General features: G+C 62.6%; 17 protein-coding genes. 15 read left to right on the top strand and 2 right to left on the bottom strand.

What is annotated here, in order from left to right:
• Nucleotides 1-62 precede the first annotated feature (62 nt).
• Together rpsD and Uis1B_RS09970 are read left to right on the top strand one after the other, a co-directional pair.
• A complete protein-coding gene (rpsD, locus tag Uis1B_RS09975) occupies nt 63-689 on the top strand; it encodes a 30S ribosomal protein S4 (RefSeq protein ID WP_101617933.1) in 627 nt (208 codons plus the stop codon).
• A gap of 178 nt (nt 690-867) precedes the next feature.
• Nucleotides 868-2355 carry an MFS transporter gene (locus Uis1B_RS09970; protein ID WP_101617931.1) on the top strand — a complete coding sequence of 496 codons (1488 nt, stop codon included), beginning with the start codon at nt 868-870 and terminating at the stop codon, nt 2353-2355.
• Between the two features lie 97 nt (nt 2356-2452).
• On the opposite strand, the gene Uis1B_RS09965 is transcribed toward Uis1B_RS09970, so the two are convergent.
• On the bottom strand, nt 2453-3181 hold the full coding sequence (locus Uis1B_RS09965) for a response regulator transcription factor (protein WP_101617929.1): 729 nt from the start codon (nt 3179-3181) through the stop codon (nt 2453-2455).
• A gap of 92 nt (nt 3182-3273) precedes the next feature.
• Here Uis1B_RS09965 and Uis1B_RS09960 point away from each other — a divergent pair, with 92 nt between their 5' ends.
• The 7 genes from Uis1B_RS09960 to mltG all read left to right on the top strand — a co-directional run bounded on the left by Uis1B_RS09960 (nt 3274) and on the right by mltG (nt 10217).
• The gene (locus Uis1B_RS09960) at nt 3274-4149 is read left to right on the top strand and encodes a histidine phosphatase family protein (RefSeq protein ID WP_101617927.1); all 876 of its coding nucleotides are present in this window, start codon (nt 3274-3276) and stop codon (nt 4147-4149) included.
• A 110-nt stretch (nt 4150-4259) separates the two neighbouring features.
• Nucleotides 4260-4937, top strand: coding sequence for a histidine phosphatase family protein (locus Uis1B_RS09955; RefSeq protein ID WP_101617924.1), 678 nt, complete (start codon nt 4260-4262; stop codon nt 4935-4937).
• Between the two features lie 94 nt (nt 4938-5031).
• A complete protein-coding gene (locus tag Uis1B_RS09950; RefSeq protein WP_101617923.1) occupies nt 5032-5460 on the top strand; it encodes a DUF948 domain-containing protein in 429 nt (142 codons plus the stop codon).
• A gap of 1 nt (nt 5461) precedes the next feature.
• Complete coding sequence (locus tag Uis1B_RS09945; RefSeq protein ID WP_101617921.1) at nt 5462-5707, top strand: hypothetical protein; 246 nt, start codon at nt 5462-5464, stop codon at nt 5705-5707.
• A gap of 142 nt (nt 5708-5849) precedes the next feature.
• On the top strand, nt 5850-8528 hold the full coding sequence (gene alaS, locus Uis1B_RS09940) for an alanine--tRNA ligase (protein WP_101617919.1): 2679 nt from the start codon (nt 5850-5852) through the stop codon (nt 8526-8528).
• A gap of 34 nt (nt 8529-8562) precedes the next feature.
• Complete coding sequence (gene ruvX, locus Uis1B_RS09935; RefSeq protein ID WP_101617917.1) at nt 8563-9027, top strand: Holliday junction resolvase RuvX; 465 nt, start codon at nt 8563-8565, stop codon at nt 9025-9027.
• Complete coding sequence (gene mltG / locus Uis1B_RS09930) at nt 9027-10217, top strand: endolytic transglycosylase MltG (protein ID WP_101617915.1); 1191 nt, start codon at nt 9027-9029, stop codon at nt 10215-10217. The genes ruvX and mltG overlap by 1 nt, the downstream gene beginning before the upstream one ends.
• 19 nt (nt 10218-10236) lie before the next feature.
• On the opposite strand, the gene Uis1B_RS09925 is transcribed toward mltG, so the two are convergent.
• The gene (locus tag Uis1B_RS09925) at nt 10237-10629 is read right to left on the bottom strand and encodes a peptidase A24 (protein ID WP_133124915.1); all 393 of its coding nucleotides are present in this window, start codon (nt 10627-10629) and stop codon (nt 10237-10239) included.
• A 114-nt stretch (nt 10630-10743) separates the two neighbouring features.
• Here Uis1B_RS09925 and aroC point away from each other — a divergent pair, with 114 nt between their 5' ends.
• The 6 genes from aroC (at nt 10744) to brxC (ending at nt 19576) form a co-directional block, all read left to right on the top strand.
• Entirely contained in the window at nt 10744-11931 is a 1188-nt protein-coding gene (gene aroC / locus Uis1B_RS09920; RefSeq protein WP_101617953.1) for a chorismate synthase, read from the top strand.
• Between the two features lie 117 nt (nt 11932-12048).
• Entirely contained in the window at nt 12049-13656 is a 1608-nt protein-coding gene (locus Uis1B_RS09915; protein WP_101617911.1) for a bifunctional shikimate kinase/3-dehydroquinate synthase, read from the top strand.
• A 66-nt stretch (nt 13657-13722) separates the two neighbouring features.
• Nucleotides 13723-14172 (top strand): type II 3-dehydroquinate dehydratase, encoded by a 450-nt coding sequence (locus Uis1B_RS09910; protein ID WP_101617909.1) that lies wholly within the window; start codon nt 13723-13725, stop codon nt 14170-14172.
• Between the two features lie 57 nt (nt 14173-14229).
• Nucleotides 14230-14949: a DUF1819 family protein gene (locus tag Uis1B_RS09905; RefSeq protein WP_101617907.1), complete on the top strand. Its 720-nt coding sequence runs from the start codon at nt 14230-14232 to the stop codon at nt 14947-14949.
• 83 nt (nt 14950-15032) lie between these two features.
• Nucleotides 15033-15770: a DUF1788 domain-containing protein gene (locus tag Uis1B_RS09900; protein ID WP_165782846.1), complete on the top strand. Its 738-nt coding sequence runs from the start codon at nt 15033-15035 to the stop codon at nt 15768-15770.
• A 26-nt stretch (nt 15771-15796) separates the two neighbouring features.
• Nucleotides 15797-19576 (top strand): BREX system P-loop protein BrxC, encoded by a 3780-nt coding sequence (gene brxC, locus Uis1B_RS09895; protein WP_165782845.1) that lies wholly within the window; start codon nt 15797-15799, stop codon nt 19574-19576.
• The last annotated feature ends 13 nt before the right edge of the window (nt 19577-19589 follow it).

The following is a 19589-nucleotide window of genomic DNA, read 5'->3' as shown; positions in this document are numbered from 1 at the left end:
CTCAGCGCGGAATCGAGGATTCCGCGTTCCGTTCAGATAACGACAGAAAAGGAACAAGGAACATGACTAATGTTCAGCGTGCTCGCCGTCAGGTGCGTCTTTCTCGCGCCCTCGGCATCGCTCTGACCCCCAAGGCCCAGCGCATCTTCGAAAAGCGTCCGTATGCTCCCGGCGAGCATGGTCGCACCCGTCGTCGCACTGAGTCCGATTACGCCGTCCGTCTGCGCGAAAAGCAGCGTCTGCGCGCCCAGTACGGCGTGTCCGAGAAGCAGCTTCGCGCCGCCTACGAGAAGGGTACCCACGAGGCCGGCCAGACCGGTAACGCCATGCTGCGTTTCCTCGAATCCCGTCTCGACGCCCTCGTGCTGCGTGCCGGCTTCGCCCGCACCACCGCTCAGGCCCGCCAGTTCGTCGTCCACGGCCACATTCTGGTCGACGGCAACAAGGTTGATCGTCCGAGCTACCACGTCAAGCCCGGCCAGACCATTCAGGTCCGTCCGAAGAGCCAGACCATGGTGCCGTTCCAGATCGCCGCTGAAGGCGTGCACCGCGACGTGCTGCCCGCCGTTCCGGGCTACCTGGATGTCGATCTGGCCTCGCTGAAGGCCACGCTCACCCGCAAGCCGGAGGTCGAGGAGATCCCCGTGCAGGTGAACATCCAGTACGTGGTCGAGTTCTACGCTCGCTGATCCCACGGGATCCCATCGGCTATTTCGCCGACCCCGCGACAATGGCGTTTCCGCTGTGTCGCGGGGTTTTCGTTTGAGGGGAACATTCTTGTCCTGTTGTTCTCGGTTCCTCTCCGACCGCGCCGAACAGCAGGACCATGACTCCCACAGCATGACATGAAGTAGAGAGGCATCATCCATGAATTCGGCATCAGCGTATGATCGCGATCAGAACAGAAACAACATCACCCTCCGTCTCGTAGGCTCCATCGTCGCCACCGGTGCCCTGGCGTTCGTCGGCATCCTCACCGAAACGATGATGAACGTCATCTTCCCGCACCTGATGAAGGAGTTCGCCGTCGATGCGGCCACCGTGCAATGGGTGACCACCGCGTATCTGCTCGTGGTGGCGGCCACCATACCGCTGTCCGCGTTCCTCAAGCGTCGATTCACCTACAAGGCGGTGTTCAGCGCAGCATGCGTGCTGGCGATCACTGGATCCCTGCTGGCCTTCTGGTCGCCCACCTTCACCGCGCTGATCGTAGCGAGAGTGGTGCAGGGCATCGCCACCGGAACCGGCATGCCGCTCATGTTCAACGTGATCCTCGAACAGTCGCCGCGCACCAAGATCGGCATGCTCATGGGCTACGGCAATCTCGTCGTCGCCCTGGCTCCGGCGCTCGGCCCGTCCTTCGGCGGCATCGTCACCACGTTCATGCCGTGGCGAGAATCATTCCTCATCATCATCGCGTTGCTCGTGCTGATCTTCATCCTCGGCTTCGTCTCGCTGCGGCAGTTCGTCCCCACCGAGAAGACATCGCTCAACCCCGGGCATGTCGTGCTGATCGCCCTGGGGTTCACCGGACTGCTCTACGGTGTCGAACAGGCCGGACTGGTGGTGCAGCATTATTTCGCGGGAACAGCCATGGGGGCCATTCCCGTCGTGGCCGTCGTCTCCCTTGCGATCGGCGTGATCTGCGTGTTCGTCTTCTATTGGAGGCAGCGCAGATCCGAACGGCCGCTGATGAATCTCACGGTGCTGGCCGATCCGTCGCTGCGCTGGCATCTGATGTCGCTGGTACTGCTGCAGTTCGTCATGCTCGGCATCTCGTTCACCGTGCCTAACTTCGTGCAGATGGGCCTTGGAGCCACCTCGATGATCGCCGGATTCGTGATTCTCCCCGGCGCGCTGCTCGGCGCGTTCTGCGCCCCGGCCGGAGGCACCCTGCTCGACCGCAAGGGCGCGCGGCTGCCGGTGGGCATCGGACTGACGTTCGCCTTCCTCGGCCTGCTGCTGCAGGGACTGCTGGCGCATCATCTCACCCCGTTCTGGGTGGCATGCCTGCATGTGGTGTACGTGTTCGGATACAGCTTCACCTACTCCAACGTGTTCACCGACGGTCTGAAGAACGTGTCCCCGCAGCTCAAGGCCGACGGCAACGCCGTGTTCAATACCTGCCAGCAGTTCGGCTGCGCGCTCGGCACCGCCGTGCTCGCCACCGTGATGTCCGTGTATCAGCATCTGGGCATGAACTCGGGACTGACGGAAGCCGTGGCCACGGCCAACGGCGCGCAGACCGGATACTTCCTCATGGCGGCAGCCATCGCCGTGACCGCGCTGTGCATGATCCGCGCCTTCATGCTGGACGGCCGCGCCGAAAAGACCGGGGAGGAAAAGACCGTCTAACACATCGATCTGAATCGATTCGTATCGATGTACGGTATCGCGTCGAATCGCACGGCAGCGTGCTGCGACGTCGCACTGCGGAATCGCTCGAACCGCTCTACAGAATGCGATACATATCGCCGCGCTGGGTGATGTACATGCCCGCGCGGCGAAGCTTTCTCATCAGGTGGTACATGGTCGCCTCCATGGCGTCACGCTGCTCGAACACACCCCTGCCGAACACCGCCTCCAGCAGTTCGTCGAAGGAGAGGAACCTGCCGTTGGCGCGGATCAGCGTCTCCAGCGTGGCGTATTCGCGGGGGGAGAGCGGTATCGGATCCCTCACGTCGCCATAGAACGCCTGACGTTTGGCAAGATCGAGCGTCAGATCCCCGTGGCTGATCAGCGTCGAGGAGCGTTGCCCGTCGGCCCCGCACAACAGGGCGATGTGAGACAGCAGCTGGGCCTTCGAAAACGGCTTGGGAAGCGACGCGTGAATGTCGTGGCGTCTGGCCATCTGGGCGGCGAGCGCCTCGCTGGCCGCCCAACGGGCATCGGCGTCGTTGTCCGCATCGGATTCGGGCCTGTCGCTTTTCCTGAACGAGGGGGTGGTCAGATACAACACCTTCGTGTGTCCGTCCAGACGCTTCAGCATGCTTGTCAGTTCGGTGGACGACATCCCCTGCATCTCGTCGTCGAGGATCACCAGATCGAAGCTGCCGGATTCCAGCGTCTTCCTGACCTCGCCGTGCGTGGATGAGACGGTCACCTCATGCCGTTCGCCGTCAAGCGTCCTTTCGAGAACCCGTGCCATCGTCATGTTCGGCACGGCCAGCAGAATCCTCATATCATCTCCCAACTCTGGTCCAGCTCAAGGGTAGTCCTTCGCTAAGATGTGTACGAGAAAACGATCGGTTTCACACGTCAGGGGAAACATCGATGATCAATGAAGTGGTGATGGTGCGGCACGGTCGCACGTCGTACAACCTCGCTCGGCGTCTGCAGGGGCAGATCGACATACCGTTGGACATCATCGGCCAATGGCAGGCCGACCAGACCGGATACGAACTGGCCTCCCGATACTACTGGGCCAAGGTGAGTCACATCGCCGCGCATCCCGAGCTGCTGGCCCAGCCGGGGCCTGATGCGCAGCAGCGCAGCGACATCGAGGAATACCGCAACGCGCCGGTTGCCGATCGTCGGCTCGTGGTCATGGCATCCGATCTGTTTCGTGCGGAACGGACGGCCCATGCCTTCGCCGATCTGCTCGGTCTGCCGGTCACGCTCGACAAGCGGCTTCGGGAGCGCAGCTTCGGCCGGTGGGAGGGGCTCACCCGGCCTGAAGTATGTGCCATGGACGCCGAAGCGTACGCGTCATGGAAGGCCCATACCGGCGGCGAACTCAAGTACGGCGTGGAAAGCCGTGAGGCGTGTGGAAGGCGTGGGGCCGACGCCCTGCGTGACATCATCGGGGAATTCAGGGACGATGACGCCGAAACCACGCTGGTGATCGTCAGTCATGGTTCCTGGATCGTGGCCACCATCTCCACGCTGCTCGGCATCGATCCGGATGGACTCAGCGGCCTTGGGGCGATGCGTAACGCCTTCTGGTCGAGGCTCACCCCCACATACCGTCCTGACGGTTCGATCACCTGGATGCTCGACGAATACGATACCGGGCCGAGGATCGCCGGGCTGGTGGACTGGGAGAACGGTCCTGAACAGCTGCGCGCCGAAGGCATGCCGAAGTGGAAGCCGATCCCCGACGTGCTGGGGAAGGACGCTCCGGGAAGCGGGTCCGGCTCTCAGATGTGACGCCGGATCCGGCGGCGGACGCGATGCCGGGAACGACGAAACGACGGTGCGCGCGGCTGCATGCGCGGCACAGCTCCTCACGTTCAGTACGTGGTGTCATAATCGGAAGCATGACGTTACATCTGCATCTTGTCCGCCACGGGCAGACCTACTTCAACCGGTACAACAGACTGCAGGGCTGGTCGAATTCGCCGCTCACCGAATCCGGCATCGCCGATGCGGTCAAGGCCGGTCATAAGCTCGAATCCGTGGATTTCGCGGCCGCATACTGCTCGGACACCACGCGCGCCGAGCAGACCGCGCACAGCGTGCTCGACATCAACGAGGCGGCGGGCCATGCTCGCCCCGAACTGACGGTCGACATGCATTTCCGCGAGCAGTTCTACGGCTACTACGAAGGCCTCGACATGGCGATGGCCTGGTATGCGGCGGGCGCACCTCACGGCGCGAAGACCTACAACGAGATCGTGAGCCGGTTCGGTCTGGCCGCCACCAAGGATTTCCTCAAGGAGGCCGATCCGTTTCACGACGCCGAAAGCGAATCGGAATACTGGGAGCGTGTGGAAGGCGGATTCCGGATCATCGCCGGCAACCCCCGTCTGCATGACGGCGACGATGTGCTGGTGATCTCGCACGGCAATACGCTGCTGAGCCTGATGCACCGGTTCGCACCGGAAGGCTATGATCTGAGCGAACGTCCGGCGAACGGCAGCGTGACGGTGCTGGATTACGATCCCTCGCTGCCGCTGGACGATGGCGGGATCGCCATCGTCTCCTACAACCAGTGACGCGGTGACGTCGTGCTGTGGTAGCCTAAGAGGCTGTATTGCGTCCGGGAATGGTCGATGCCATAGCAGGCGTCACCGGGAAAGAGGTATCACGATGGATATCGGGCAGATCGCCGGCCTGATCGCGGCCATTGCGTTTGCGATTCTCGCGGGGTTCATGATTTATCCGCTCATCCGGCTCGGCAAGCTGTTCGATCAGATCGCCGATACGGTGAAGGACACCGGAGACCATGCCATTCCGGCCTTGGACGAGGGCGTGTCCACCGTGCAGAAGGTGAACCAGTCGCTTGACGACGTCAACGCCATCTCCGATGCGGCGCAGCGATCCGCCACGAACATCGGCGCGCTGACCGACCTGTACGGCTCGTTCCTCGGCAAGCCGGTGATCAAGGCGGCGTCCGCCGTGTGGGCCGTGAAGGCCACGGCGCAGGACTTCCTGAACAAGCGTGCCGCCGGCCCCGCGGAGACGCCGGCGGAAACCGCGATTCCGCGAAACGCCTCCGGAAAGACGAAGGGGGAGTGAGATGTTCAAACGACTCCTGTGGATCTCCGTCGGCGTCGGCCTCGGCGTGATGGCGGTGACCAAGGCTCAGGCCTACGTGAAGGCCCATACGCCCGAGCCCGCCCGCCAGTTCGTATTCGGCCCCGATCAGGAGCAGCCGCCGATCACCCTGCAGACGGTTCAGGCGCTGTTCGATGATTTCCAGCGTCATCAGAAGTCGCGGGAGGCCGAACTCAACGACCGGTACATCGACAAGCTCTCCCGGTAGTTCCGCCGGATTCCGGTTTCCGTGACGGTCCAGCGAACAATGCCGCGCGGAATGCCGATCATCATGTAAGTTTTCAAGTTTTTCTACGTTTCGACGTCAAGAGAAGCAACAGCAGAGAAATTCCAAAAGGAGCCGCACTCTCATGCGCACATCGGAAATCGCGAAGCGATACCTCGACTACTTCAAGGCGCACGACCACATGGTCGTGCCCTCGGCATCGCTGATCTCGCCGAATCCCACCACCCTGTTCACCATCGCCGGCATGGTGCCCTTCATCCCGTATCTGATGGGCGAGCAGACCGCACCACACCCGCGCATGGCCAGCAACCAGAAGTGCGTGCGCACCCTCGACATCGACGAGGTCGGCAAGACCACCCGCCACGGCACCTTCTTCCAGATGCTGGGCAACTTCTCCTTCGGCGACTACTTCAAGGAGGAGGCGATCCACTTCGCCTACGAGCTGCTGACCACCCCGCAGAGCGAGGGCGGCTACGGCTTCGACCCGGAGAAGCTGTGGATGACCACCTTCACCGATGATGAGGAAGCCCGCTCGATGTGGAAGAACGAGGGCGTCGACCCCGAGCACATCCAGATCATGGGCATGGAGGACAACTTCTGGACCACCGGCGGCCCCGGCCCCGGCGGCCCCTGCTCCGAGATCTACGTGGACCGCGGTCCCGAGTTCGGCGTCGAAGGCGGCCCGATCGCCGACGAGAACCGTTACATCGAGATCTGGGATCTCGTGTTCGAGAACTACGAGGTCGACAACGTCAAGTCCAAGACCGATCTGCATATCGTCGGCGAGCTGGAGAACAAGAACATCGACACCGGTGCCGGTCTGGAACGACTGGCCTACCTGATGCAGGGCAAGAACAACATCTATGAGACCGACGAGGTGTATCCGGTCATCGAGGCGGCCGAGAAGCTCTCCGGTCTCAAGTACGGCGATGATCAGGCCGCCGACGTGAAGTTCCGCGTCGTGGCCGATCACGTCCGCTCCGCGCTGATGATCATGAGCGACGGCGTGCGCCCGAGCAACAACGGCCGCGGCTACGTGCTGCGCCGCCTGCTGCGCCGCACGGTGCAGGCCATGCGCGTGCTCGGCGTGAACGATCCCGTGCTGCCGACGCTGTTCCCCACCTCCAAGGCCGCTATGGAGGCCACCTACCCGGAGCTCAACAACACGTTCCACGAGGTGTCCGAATCCGCCTACGGCGAGGAGGACGCCTTCCGCCGCACGCTGGAGAACGGCATCGCCATCCTCGACGTGGCCGTTGACAAGGCGAAGAAGACCGGCAGCGAGTCCGTGTCCGGCGAGGATGCGTTCACCCTGCACGACACCTACGGATTCCCGATCGAGCTGACCCTTGAAATGGCGGCCGATCAGGGCGTGAAGGTCGATGAGGCCAAGTTCCGCGAACTCATGGCGGAGCAGAAGTCCCGCGCCCGCGCCGACGCATTGAAGAAGCGCCACAACGTCGATCTTTCCGTGTACGACGATTTCAAGAAGACGCTGGCCAAGCCCATCGACTTCCTGGGATACACCGACTTCTCCAGCCGTTCCAAGGTGCTCGGCATCATGCAGGAGGGCAAGGGATCGGTTCCCGCCGTCACCGCGCCCGCCACGATCGAGGTCATCCTCGACCGCACCCCGTTCTATGCCGAGGCCGGCGGACAGCTCGCCGATCAGGGCGAGATCCTCTCCGACGACGGCGCGGTGCTTGAGGTCGACGACGTGCAGAAGCCGATCAAGGATCTCATCGTGCACCAGTGCCGTCTCACCGAAGGCACGCTGGTCGTCGGCGCCGAGGTGAACGCCACCATCGATCCGAACCGCCGCGGTGCCATCGCCCGCTCCCACACCGCCACCCACATGGTGCACAAGGCGCTGCGCGAGGAGCTTGGCCCGCAGGCCACCCAGCGTGGTTCCGAGGACGCCCCGAACCGTCTGCGCTTCGACTTCCAGTGGTCGAGCGCACCCAGCAAGGACGTGATGAACGTCGTCGAGGCCCGTGTGAACGACCGTCTGCGCGACAACCTCGCCGTGACCACCCAGGAGATGAAGTTCGACGACGCCATCGCGCTCGGCGCCATGCACCTGTTCGGCGAGAAGTACGGCGACATCGTGCGCGTGGTCTCCATCGGCGAGGACGGCTGGAGCCGCGAGCTGTGCGGCGGCACCCATGTGGATCATGTCGGCAAGATCGGCTCCGTGTCGATCATGTCGGAAGCCTCCATCGGTTCCGGCGTGCGTCGCGTGGACGCCGTCGTGGGACAGGGCGCCTACGAGTACAACGCCCGCGAACACGCACTGGTCTCCCAGCTTTCCGACACGCTGAACGCCCGACCCGACGAGCTCGCCGAACGCGTGAACACGCTGCTCGCCAAGCTCAAGGAGTCCGATCGTCGTCTGGCCGCCATGTATGAGGGCAATCTCACCTCGCAGGTGCCGCAGATCGTCGAGCAGGCGAAGAACAGTGCCGACGACGTGGCCGTGGCCGTCAGGAACGTCGGACGTTTCGGTAGCGTGGACGCTCTGCGCAAGTCGGTGATGGACATTCGCGGTCGTCTGGGAGAATCCCGCCCGGTCGTGGTGGCCCTCGCCGGTGAGGGGGAGAACGGCAACCCTGTGATCATCGTCGCCACCAACGCTTCCGCTCGCGAGCAGGGCCTGAAGGCCGGCGACCTCGTGCGCACCGCATCCAAGGTGCTTGGCGGTGGCGGCGGCGGCAAGCCCGATTTCGCCCAGGGCGGCGGCCAGGACGCCTCCAGGATCGATGAGGCGCTGTCCGGTCTGAAGGCTCAGGTGCTTGGACGCTGAGGGCCATCGACCGAACCTGAAAGGGGAAACAGTATTGTCCCACTGGCTAGGTGTGGATCTTGGCAATGCTCGGGTCGGACTGGCGATGTCCGACCCGGAGCTCACCTTCGCGCACCCCGAAGGCAACATCGTGGTGCGCGGAGACTATTTTCAGGCGCTGTACGAGGCCTGTGACTTCATCGAGGATCATGACATCGACCATGTGGTGGTCGGTTATCCGCTGTTGCTTGACGGTACCGAAGGCAAAAGCGCCAGGAAGGCCCGTCGGTGGGCCAAAGCGCTGGAGAAGCATATTGATTCACGGGGACTTGCGACCACAGTAGAATTGTTGGATGAGCGCATGACCACGGTTTCAGCGCACCGACAGCTTTCCGAAGCCGGTCTGTCCATGCGATCACATCGTCCGAATGTGGATCAGCAGTCTGCGGTGGTGCTGCTGCAGGCGGCTCTTGACGCCGCCTCGCGAACGAAAACGGCTTCCGTTGGGTTGGAGGACTGATGGCCGACGATATGCAGGAGTTTTTCGCCGACAACGCGCAGTGGGTCGGCGAGGGGGAGCCCACTCCGGTGCTCGACCCGAATCGGCCTCCGCGTCCGCCGAAATCACGCAAGGACATGCGTCGTTCCCGCCGGAAGAAGCAGATGGCTCGCAGGATGCGAATCATCATCGCCGTGGTGCTGCTGGCGTTCATCGCGATCGGAGGATGGTTCGCCTATTCGAAGATCAGCGGTCTGCGCGGCGCCGTGCAGCAGCAGCGAGTGCAGGCGGCCGATTACCCAGGTCCCGGCAGCGGGGACGTGCAGTTCACCGTTGAGACCGGAGACGACAGCGTCACCATCGGCGACAATCTCGCCAAGGCCGGTATCGTGAAATCCTCCGAGGCGTTCCAGCAGGCGGTGGTGAATTCCGGGCTTGAGAACCAGCTTCAGCCGGGTACGTTCGAGCTCAGGTATCGGATGAATTCGGAGGCCGTGGTGAAGATCCTCACCGATTCCACCAAGGCCGGAGGGTTCCTCGTGGTCAATCCCGGAGAAAGGGCGAGTGCCGTGATCTCCCAGGCCGCGGAGATCTCCGGAATCGACAAATCGGAATTCCAGAAGATCGTCAATGCCAAGGGACAGGGCATTCTGCCCGCGGAGGCGAACGGCAATTTCGAGGGGTGGCTTGAGCCCGGCAACTACAACGTCAAGGGCAAGAAGTCCGCGTCGCAGATCCTCAAGGATATGGTCGACAAGCGCATTGAGAAGCTTGATTCCCTTGGCGTGCCCACCGGCAGCCAGCGCGAGCGGGTGCTGATCATCGCCTCCATCGTGGAGGGCGAGGTGAACCGCGACGAATACTATGGCAAGGTGTCGCGCGTCATCGAGAACCGTCTGGCGAAGGACATGTCACTGGGCATGGACTCCACCGTGGCATACGGAGCGAATGTGGCGCCGCGTCAGCTGACCAATGCGATGCTCAACAATGCGTCGAACAGGTACAACACCCGAATCAACAAGGGTCTGCCGCCAACGCCGATCAACCAGCCGGGTGATTCCGCCATCACGGCGGCGATGAATCCCGAACAGGGAGACTGGCTGTACTTCGTGACCGTGAACCTTGATACCGGCGAAACCAAGTTCGCAACCACGGCGGCGCAGCACGAACAGTACAAGAAGGAATACGAGCAGTGGGAGGCCTCCCACTGATGGTCGCTGCGTGCTGACATCACAGTGCGATCGCGGTCAGCGCACCCAGAACAATCGCCGGGGCGAAGGGAATCGAATTCCCTCCCCGGCGTTTGCCTACCCCCAGCATGGCCAGACCGAGCAGTCCCATCAGCAGCCACCACAAGGCCACCGTCTGCAGTCCGAACGTTCCCGTCGCCAGTCCCATCAGCAGCGTGCACGTCACGTCGCCGAATCCCAGATGACCCGGTTTGAGCAATCCCAGCGCCAGTTGGATCGCCGCGCAGATCAGCGCGAATCCCGCCGACGAGATCATCGGCATCCAATCGCCGGTGCGCACACACCATGCAGCGGTGCAGAGCAGTTGCGCCACGCAGCCGATCGCGATCACCGAAAGCGGTACGCGGCGTGTCCATATATCGGTACACGCCACCGCAAGGCCGGCGACTACGCTAGGAATAAGAAAAAGATACGGCATACCCGTACAATGTATTCCGTTTTTCGAGAACGACAGGCCGGTTCGGCCGAAAAGACGAAGGAGCAGGCGATGTTGCGCTGGCAGACCGCAGGAGAATCTCATGGCGAAGCCCTGGTGGCGATGATCGAAGGACTGCCGGCCGGGGTGGAGGTCACCTCTCAGGACATCAAGGATGCGCTGGCCAGAAGGCGGCTGGGATACGGGCGAGGCTCCCGTATGAAGTTCGAGGAGGACAGGGTTCGTCTGCTCACCGGCGTGCGTCATGGTTCCACGCTCGGATCCCCCGTGGCCATCGAGATCGCGAACACCGAATGGCCGAAGTGGACCGAGGTGATGAGCGCCGATCCGCTTGACCATGACATTCCCCGCGAGGGTCGCAACGCCCCGCTGAGCCGGCCTCGTCCGGGCCATGCGGATCTGACCGGCATGCGCAAGTACGGGTTCGATGATGCGCGTCCCGTGCTGGAACGGTCGAGCGCCCGCGAGACGGCATCCCGCGTGGCCCTCGGCTCGGTGGCGGCGAAGTTCCTCGAACAGTCACTTGGCATTCGCACGGTCTCCCATGTGATCTCCATCGGCGGGGCCTCGGTGGATGAGAACGCACCGCTGCCCACGCCCGACGACGTCGCCGCGTTGGACGCCTCCCCGGTCCGTACCCTCGACAAGGAGGGCGAGCGTCGCATGGTGGAGCGCATCGACGAGATCAAGAAGACCGCGGACACGGTCGGTGGCGTGATCGAGGTCATCGCCTACGGCGTGCCGGCCGGCATCGGCACCTATGTGGAGTCCGACCGACGTCTGGACGCGGCGTTGGCCGGAGCGGTGATGGGCATTCAGGCCATCAAGGGCGTGGAGATCGGCGACGGCTTCAAGGAGGCCGTGCGCCCGGGCTCGCAGGCGCACGACGAGATCGTCGTCAACGAGGATGGCCGCATCGATCGTCTGTCCAACCGCGCCGGCGGCATCGAGGGCGGCATGTCCGACGGGCAGCCGATCCGGGTGCGCGCCGCGATGAAGCCGATCCCGTCCATTCCCCGCGCGCTGCGCACGGTGGACGTGCTTACCGGCGAGGCGGCTCAGGCCATCAACCAGCGTTCCGACACCACTGCGGTGCCTGCGGCTTCCGTGGTGGCCGAGGCGATGGTACGGCTGACCCTCGCGAAGTTCGTGCTGGAGAAGTTCGGCGGTGATTCCGTGGACGAGGTGCGTCGCAACGCGCAGGCGTATCTGGCGTCCTGGCCCGAACACATGCGCTGATCATCAGGCCATCCGGTCATATGCCGTCGTCGTGAACATCGTGAATGATGATTCCGACGACGGGTTGTTCCGCGTTTCGGCATCGGGACGCGGAACGGAGGAGAGAAGAGAGACGATATGCAACCCAAGGCCGTACTGATCGGCATGCCCGGATCGGGCAAAACCCGGATCGGCGGTGATGCGGCCACCCTGATGAACGTGGAGTTCCGCGATTCCGATATCGAGATCGAAGCCCGGGAACATATGAAAATCCCCCGGATCTTCGAGGAACGGGGGGAGAAGGAGTTCCGCCGCATCGAATCCGAGGTCATCATCGATGATCTGCATGGGTTCGATGGCGTGCTCTCCCTCGGCGGGGGAGCTCCGATGACCGAGCGCACGCGAAGCGAGCTGAGCCGGTACATCGCAGCGGGCGGTACGGTGGTGTATCTGGACGCCGATCCGAACGAGGCGATCGCCCGGGCGTCCCGTGCCGGCAACCGGCCGCTGCTGGCCGACGATGCCGCGAGGAAGTGGCGGCGTCTGTATGCCGAGCGGCATGACATCTACGTCGATCTCGCGAATCTCATCGTGCATACGAAAGGAAAGACCCCCATGCAGGCAGCACAGAACATCGCGGATACCGTCAACGAGCGTGTCGTCCACGTCGATGGCACCGACCCCTACGACGTGCGCATCGGCTCGCATGTGGTCAACCATCTGGCCGACGTGCTGGGATCGGCGCCCGTCCGGATCGCCCTGATCCACACCACGCCGGTGCAGCGTCACTCCGACCGCGTACGCGCTCTGCTGCGCCGGGCCGGATACGAGGTGACCGACATCACCATCCCCGACGCCGAAGCGGGCAAGACCATCGAGGTGGCCAACGGCATCTGGAAGCGACTCGGCGAGGAGGGCTTCACCCGTTCCGATGCCGTGGTCGGCCTGGGCGGTGGCGCGGCCACCGATCTGGCGGGATTCGTGGCCGCAACGTGGATGCGCGGCATCACCTACGTCAACTGCCCCACCTCGCTGCTGGCCATGGTCGACGCCTCCACCGGCGGCAAGACCGGCATCAACACCGAGGCCGGCAAGAATCTGGTCGGCTCGTTCTACACGCCGGCCGGCGTACTCGCCGATCTGACCACGCTCGGCTCCCTGCCCAACGACATCTTCGTCGAGGGACTGGGCGAGGTCGCCAAGTCGGGCTTCATCGAGGACACCGAGATCCTGCGCATCCTCGAAGACCACGCCGAACAGCTGCGCACCTTCGACCCGAATGCGATCGACCCGGAACTCGAAGCGGTGATCGCCGAGCTCATCGAACGCACCGTGACGGTGAAGTCGCATCACGTCTCCACCGATCTCAAGGAGAAGGGCAAGCGCGAGTTCCTCAACTACGGTCACACCATGGGCCACGCCATCGAGAAGCTGGAGCATTTCCGCTGGCGGCACGGCAACGCCGTCGCGGTCGGCATGGTGTATGCGGCCGAGCTGGCGAACATTCTCGGCTACATCGACCGTGATCTCGTCGACTACCATCGTTCGCTGCTGTCCTCGCTCGGCCTGCCTATCAGCTGGAACGACGGCGGCTTCGAAGATGTGCTCGCCCTGATGCACAAGGACAAGAAGGCCCGCGGCAACATGCTGCGGTTCGTGGTGCTCGACCGTCCCGGCCACGTCGTGCATCTGGAGAACCCGCCGGCCGACGCCGTAGAGGAGGCGTTCCGCCGCGTTCAGCGGTAGCCGTCGTCCAGTCGGCGGTCGCGTCGTCCAGTCGGCAATCATCGTTCAACCGTAAGGAGTCAAATCATGTCCACCAAAGTCATCGTCGTCAACGGGCCGAACCTCGGTCGTCTCGGCGTGCGCGAACCCGACGTGTACGGCCATCAGGATCTCGAAACCCTGCGCCGCGACTGCACCGAATGGGGCAGGCAGCTCGGCCTTGAGGTCGAGGTGCGGCAGACCGACGACGAGGCCGAGATCATCGGCTGGATGCACCGTGCCGTCGACGAGAAGACCCCGGTGGTGATGAACCCCGCCGCGTTCACCCACTACAGCTATGGGCTTTCCGACGCCGCACACATGGTCACCGACGCCGGACTGCCGTTGATGGAGGTGCATATCTCCAATCCGGCCGCGCGCGACGCCTTCCGCCGCTACAGCGTGATCTCCCCGGTCGCCACCGGCACCATCACCGGCATGGGCTTCTATGGCTACAAACTCGCTCTGGAGGCCGTGGCCCACCTGCTCGCCGAGTGACGGTTGACGGTGTCGAGTGCCGACTCAGGGACGGCTCGGGAAGACCGAAGGGAATCGATGACCGGCTCATATGGTTCGGAAAGTCCGAACCGTGAACGATATCGACTGTCGTTCACGGTCGGGGGGCTGCTTGCCCCGCAGGGAAGGATCATCGCCTCGTTTTTCGTCGGCAACGATGGCGCCGGCAACGGTAGTGTCACCGGCGATGGCGAGGACACTACTCGAATCCCGAACTCCGCGGTCGGGAGATCGTCCGCCGGCCGCGAGGTGGGGGAGCGCGTGACCCGCATCCGTAGGAGGGTCATCGACGAGAACGTGCTGGCCATCCGCACCGAATCGGCGAACGCCCGTATCGTCAGCGAAGTGGTGAAGCGGCTGAGCGCATTGACCGAGGCGGAGATCCGGCATCTCGCCGAAGACGACGTTCCGGCGGCGGACGTTCAGGCGCTGATGTGGGTGGCGATGTGCCGCTACTACGCCGTGGTGGGGGAGTTCGCCAGCGAGGTGCTGCGCGACCGTTACCTGATGGGGGCCATGACGGTGTCCCGCGAGGACTACGACCGGTTCATCCTGTCCAAAAGCATGTGGCATTCGGAGTTGGAGGAGCTCAGCGACTCCACCGCGCGCAAACTGCGGTCCAACCTGTTCAAGGCCATGGTCGAGGCCGGATTGCTGGAGAAGGACAGTGACACGCTGCTGCCTTCACTGCTCGGCAGGACGGTGACCGATATCCTTAAGGAGAGGCCGGAATCATTCCGGTTCTTCCCCATGCGGTAACGATGTCAGCAAACCACGGCTGTACGGGCCGGGCAAGGCCTTGCCGAGGCCCGGCAGAGCCAGACGAGAAGGAGACACGAGGAATGGCGAATCCCAATGACGAGGCACGCCGACGGTCCCGCGACATCGAGAAGGAATTCGATGATCTGTTCCTGAAAATGCGATCCAGACGTTTCCGCAACGGAGAGGATACGGCCGGAGAGCCGGCGAACTACATCTACGCCTATCCCCCCGAACGTGAATTGGAGGTCGAGCGCCGCATTCCGCTGCTCGTGAACCGTCTGCAGGGCATGGACCCCGTGGGCGAGGGAGATTCCGCTCCGGCTGTGCTCGTCATCAACCTGTACGAACTGGCCATCGGCGTGATGAAGGACAACGACGTGTTCGATGCCGCCATCGAACAGGAGCCGGAAATGCATGGCGATGACGACGATGCTGCTGGCAATGGCGGCGCATGGCCGCAGCTGCAGGAAGACGACTTCTACCAGGCGCTTGCCGGCATGCTCGGCCCTGACAACGACGATCTGAAGGATGCGATCGGAGACCGGTGTCGGGAAGCGATGACAGCGAATTCCGCCGATATGGTGTTCCTGACCGGAGTGGGTCAGGTGTATCCGTACATTCGCGCACATGCGCTGCTGAACTGCGTGCAGGACGTCATCCCCTCGCATGTGCCGGTGGTGGTGTTCTTCCCCGGCACATACGAGAAGACGGCGACGACCGTTTCGTTGATGCGTCTGTTCGACCGGCTTGGGGCGGATAACTACTATCGCGCCTTCAGCCTCAACGACATGGATGTGCCGACCGACGCGGCCGCATGACGGCGAATCGCATGACGGCGAATCTCATGACAACGAATACGGCAGAGAACGAATCGGGAGGAAATCGAGAGATGGGCATCGAACTGCAGCTCAAGGACATCTTCGTCAAGAACATCGAAGACAAGATCGATGGCGTCGTCAAGGCCAGCGACGACAGCAACCTCGAGGATGAGGTTCGCGAGTATGTGCTGACCAACGAGATCCAGACCAATCTCGAACGATTCCTCGACACGTACAACGACCCGTCCGCCGACTATACGAACGGCGTGTGGATCTCCGGCTTCTTCGGGTCGGGTAAATCCCACCTGCTGAAGATCCTCTCCCATATTCTCGGCGATGCGCCGGAAGGACTTCGCGCAGGAGACGCGGCCGAGCCGATCGGTCGCGCTCAGGTCGTCGAAATCATGAAGGCCAAGGCAAGGGATGCGGACAACCATGTGCTTGAGGGGCTGCTGGACGCGAATCTGCGCATTCCCGCAACATCCCTGCTGTTCAACATCGACAGCAAGGGGCAGAAAGGCAGCAAGACCGTACTCATGGACGCGTTCATCCGCGTGTTCGACGAAGCCCGCGGATACTATGGCGCGAACAAGTACGTTGCCAAACTGGAGCGTGATCTGGAAAGCAACGGCTGCCTCGACGAATTCACACGACAGTTCGAGCAGATCGCCGGCAAACCCTGGTCCAGGGGCCGCACTCAGGCGGCGTTCTCCGGACCCAAGATCGACAGGGCATTCTCGGCTGCGACCGGCGACGAAGTTACGGGCATCCTCAAGGACTATCAGAAACAGTACAATCCGACCATTGCCGATTTCGCCGACGACGTGAACGACTGGCTTCAGCACCAGCCAGACAATCATCGGATCATATTCCTCGTGGACGAGGTCGGCCAGTTCATCGGCTCAGAGTCCGATCTGATGCTCAACCTGCAGACCGTGACCGAGGAGCTGTTCTCCCGCACCAACGGCAGGGTATGGGTGATCGTCACCTCGCAGGAGGACATCGACGCCGTCATCGGCGACCGCACCGTCAGCCAGGGACTGGATTTCACCAAGATCAAGGGGCGCTTCGCCATCGATCTGAAGCTTTCCAGCGCCGACGCCATCGAAGTGATCCAGAAGCGACTGCTGACCAAGAACGAGCAGGGCGAAACGGCCTCCGAGGAACTGTGGCGGCGGCATCGTGACGAACTGAACACCCTGTTCTCCTTCCAGGGCGAAGGCGGCGTACGCCAGTTCAGAAACCTTAAGTTCGGCACGGAGGAGGATTTCACCGCCACCTATCCGTTCATCAACTACCAGTTCGCTCTGTTCCAGGATGCGATGCGCGGCATGAGTGCCGCCGACTTTTTCGAGGGGCAGCATCGCTCGGTTGGCGAGCGTTCGCTGCTGTCGACCATCAGCAGTGCGCTCGTCGAATGCAAGAACAGGCCCGTCGGCTCTCTCGTGCCGTTCAGTGCGTTGTATGACGGCATTGCCGGCACCATCCAAAGCGCCGCGAACCATCGCATCAACGAGGCCTCGCGAGAGTTCGACACCCGCACCGAAAGCGGGGCGTTGACCATTGCGTTGCTCAAGGCGCTGCTGCTGGTCAAGCACGTCAGGGGTTTCAAGGCCAACGTGCGCAATCTGCGCATTCTCGTGCTCGACCGCTTCGACGTCGATCTTCCCGGACTGGAGGAGCGGATCCGGCGAACGCTGGATGATCTGGAGCAGAAGAACTACGTGCACCGCACCGGCGACGAGTACGAGTATCTGACCAATGACGAGCAGGCCGTCGAAAGCGAGATCAAGAACCTCGACGTCGACGATAACAGCATCCGCGGTCTGATGAAGCAGATCATCAACGAGGATGTCCTCCGTATGACGCATGTGGATTACGGGCAGGGCAGGCACAAGACGCCGTTCCGCTTCGGTCTGATGATCGACAACATCGGCCAGGGCAGGACGTATCCGATCGCCCTGCACATCGTCACGCCGATGAACGATATGAATCTCGGCGACAAGATTCTGCAATCGTCAGGTGAGCGCAGCGAGCTGCGTGTGATTCTGAGCGACGATGACCCGACGCTGATGCGGGATCTGGCCATGTACGAGCGCACCGAGAAGTACGTTCGCCTGCATTCCGGCGAACAGGGTCCGCGCAAGCGGATCATCGACGATAAGCGCAGCAACCTGGAATTCATGCGGGCCGGGCTCAAGATTGCCATGGCCGAGGCGTTGAAGGCCGCCACGCTCGCCTATAATGGAGCGGTTTTGGGGGTCAAGGCGAAGGATGATGCCGTCGCCATCGTGACGGAGGCATTGCAGACGCTTATCGGTCGTCTCTACACCAATTTCGACATGGTATCCGGTCTGGCCTATGCCGAGCGGGATCTGCCCGATGTGCTGGCCAACGCTACGAACACGATTCCGATGGATGGCAGCGACGATTCCGATTTCCTAAAGGATAATCTAGATCTACCCTCTCAGGAGGTGTTCGACTACATTGCGGGAGAGCTGAGGAACAAGCTCGCCCCAACGGTGGGCGACGTCATCCGACATTACGAGGACGTGCCCTACGGCTGGTCCCTGGGCAACACGTTGGCCTGCCTGTGCCATCTCTACGGCGGCGAGCGGATTCATCTGCTGATCGACGGCAAGCGGATCCCCCGTACCGATGTGGTCAGGAATCTGACCAATCAGAGGAAAACCGAGGCCATGCGCGTGGAGATCCCCAAGGCATACAATCCCGCGAACGTCAAGGAGCTGCGGGACTTCGCCAACGAATACCTCAATCTCACCGCGGCGAATCTTCCCGTTGACGTCGAGGATATGGCGGCGGCCGTGAAGAACGGATTGGTCGCGGAGATCGGCAAGATCGAGGACCTCAGAAGGGAGGGCGGCCGGTTCGCCTTCGCTTCGCAGCTTGACGAACCATTGCGCCGACTCAGGGCCGTGGCCGCCATGTCTGAGGCATGGCTGCTGGAATCCTTCCCGAACAGGAACGAAGCCAACAGCACGGAGCAGCTGCTTGACGACAAGGAGGATGTCGTCGATCCCATCCGCAAGCTGCTCCGCGGCGTCCAGCGGGAGAGCCTGGTCTCCGGTCTGGATTGGATCGGCACCAACGATTCGAATTTCACATTGGCCTCCGCCGAACTGCAGCGGGAGCGGGACCGGGTTCGCGTCATCGTCGATGATCCGATGCTGTTCCAAGGCAATAGGGTCAACCGGTTCAATAAGGAGTTGGCCCAGCTGAAAGCGCATCTCGAAACGTGGATAGGCGCGGAACGGGAGAGTGCGCTGGCGATTGTGCAGACCGTGCGCGAGAGCATCATCGGCATCGACTCCTATCGCAACGCCGACGAGGATGCGCAGCGGAACGCGCTGCTCACGTTGGATAATGCGGCCGCCAAGATCAACGGCGCGAAATACGTTGCCGATATCCGTCAGACCGCGGACGCCGTCAAGGGCGACCTGTATCTGACTCTGGTCAATCAGTTGGATGCCGCGTCGGATGCCGCACGGCGTCAGACGGGGCCTCAGCCGGAAGCGCAGCCGGGCGGGAATGCCGTTCGCACCGATTCCGACGATTCCTCCAACCCCGGCGATTCCTTCGAGCCTGCCGATGGTGTCGGCGCGGAGCCGAAGCACGCGGCCGTTTCGCCAGAACCGGAATCGAAGCCGGTCAACCGCAACGTTCGTGTGACGCCGCCCCGTCCCAAGCCCATGCTGACCACCGAAAACGACGTGGACGAGTTCCTGGACGAATACCGGCGCAGGCTTATTGCCACCATCCGCGAAGGAAAACGCATCTTGCTGTAGAGCGGTTTTGCGG

This window comes from Bifidobacterium margollesii (genome assembly GCF_002860355.1).
Taxonomy (GTDB): domain Bacteria; phylum Actinomycetota; class Actinomycetes; order Actinomycetales; family Bifidobacteriaceae; genus Galliscardovia; species Galliscardovia margollesii.
This window is presented reverse-complemented; position numbering and strand designations above follow the sequence as displayed.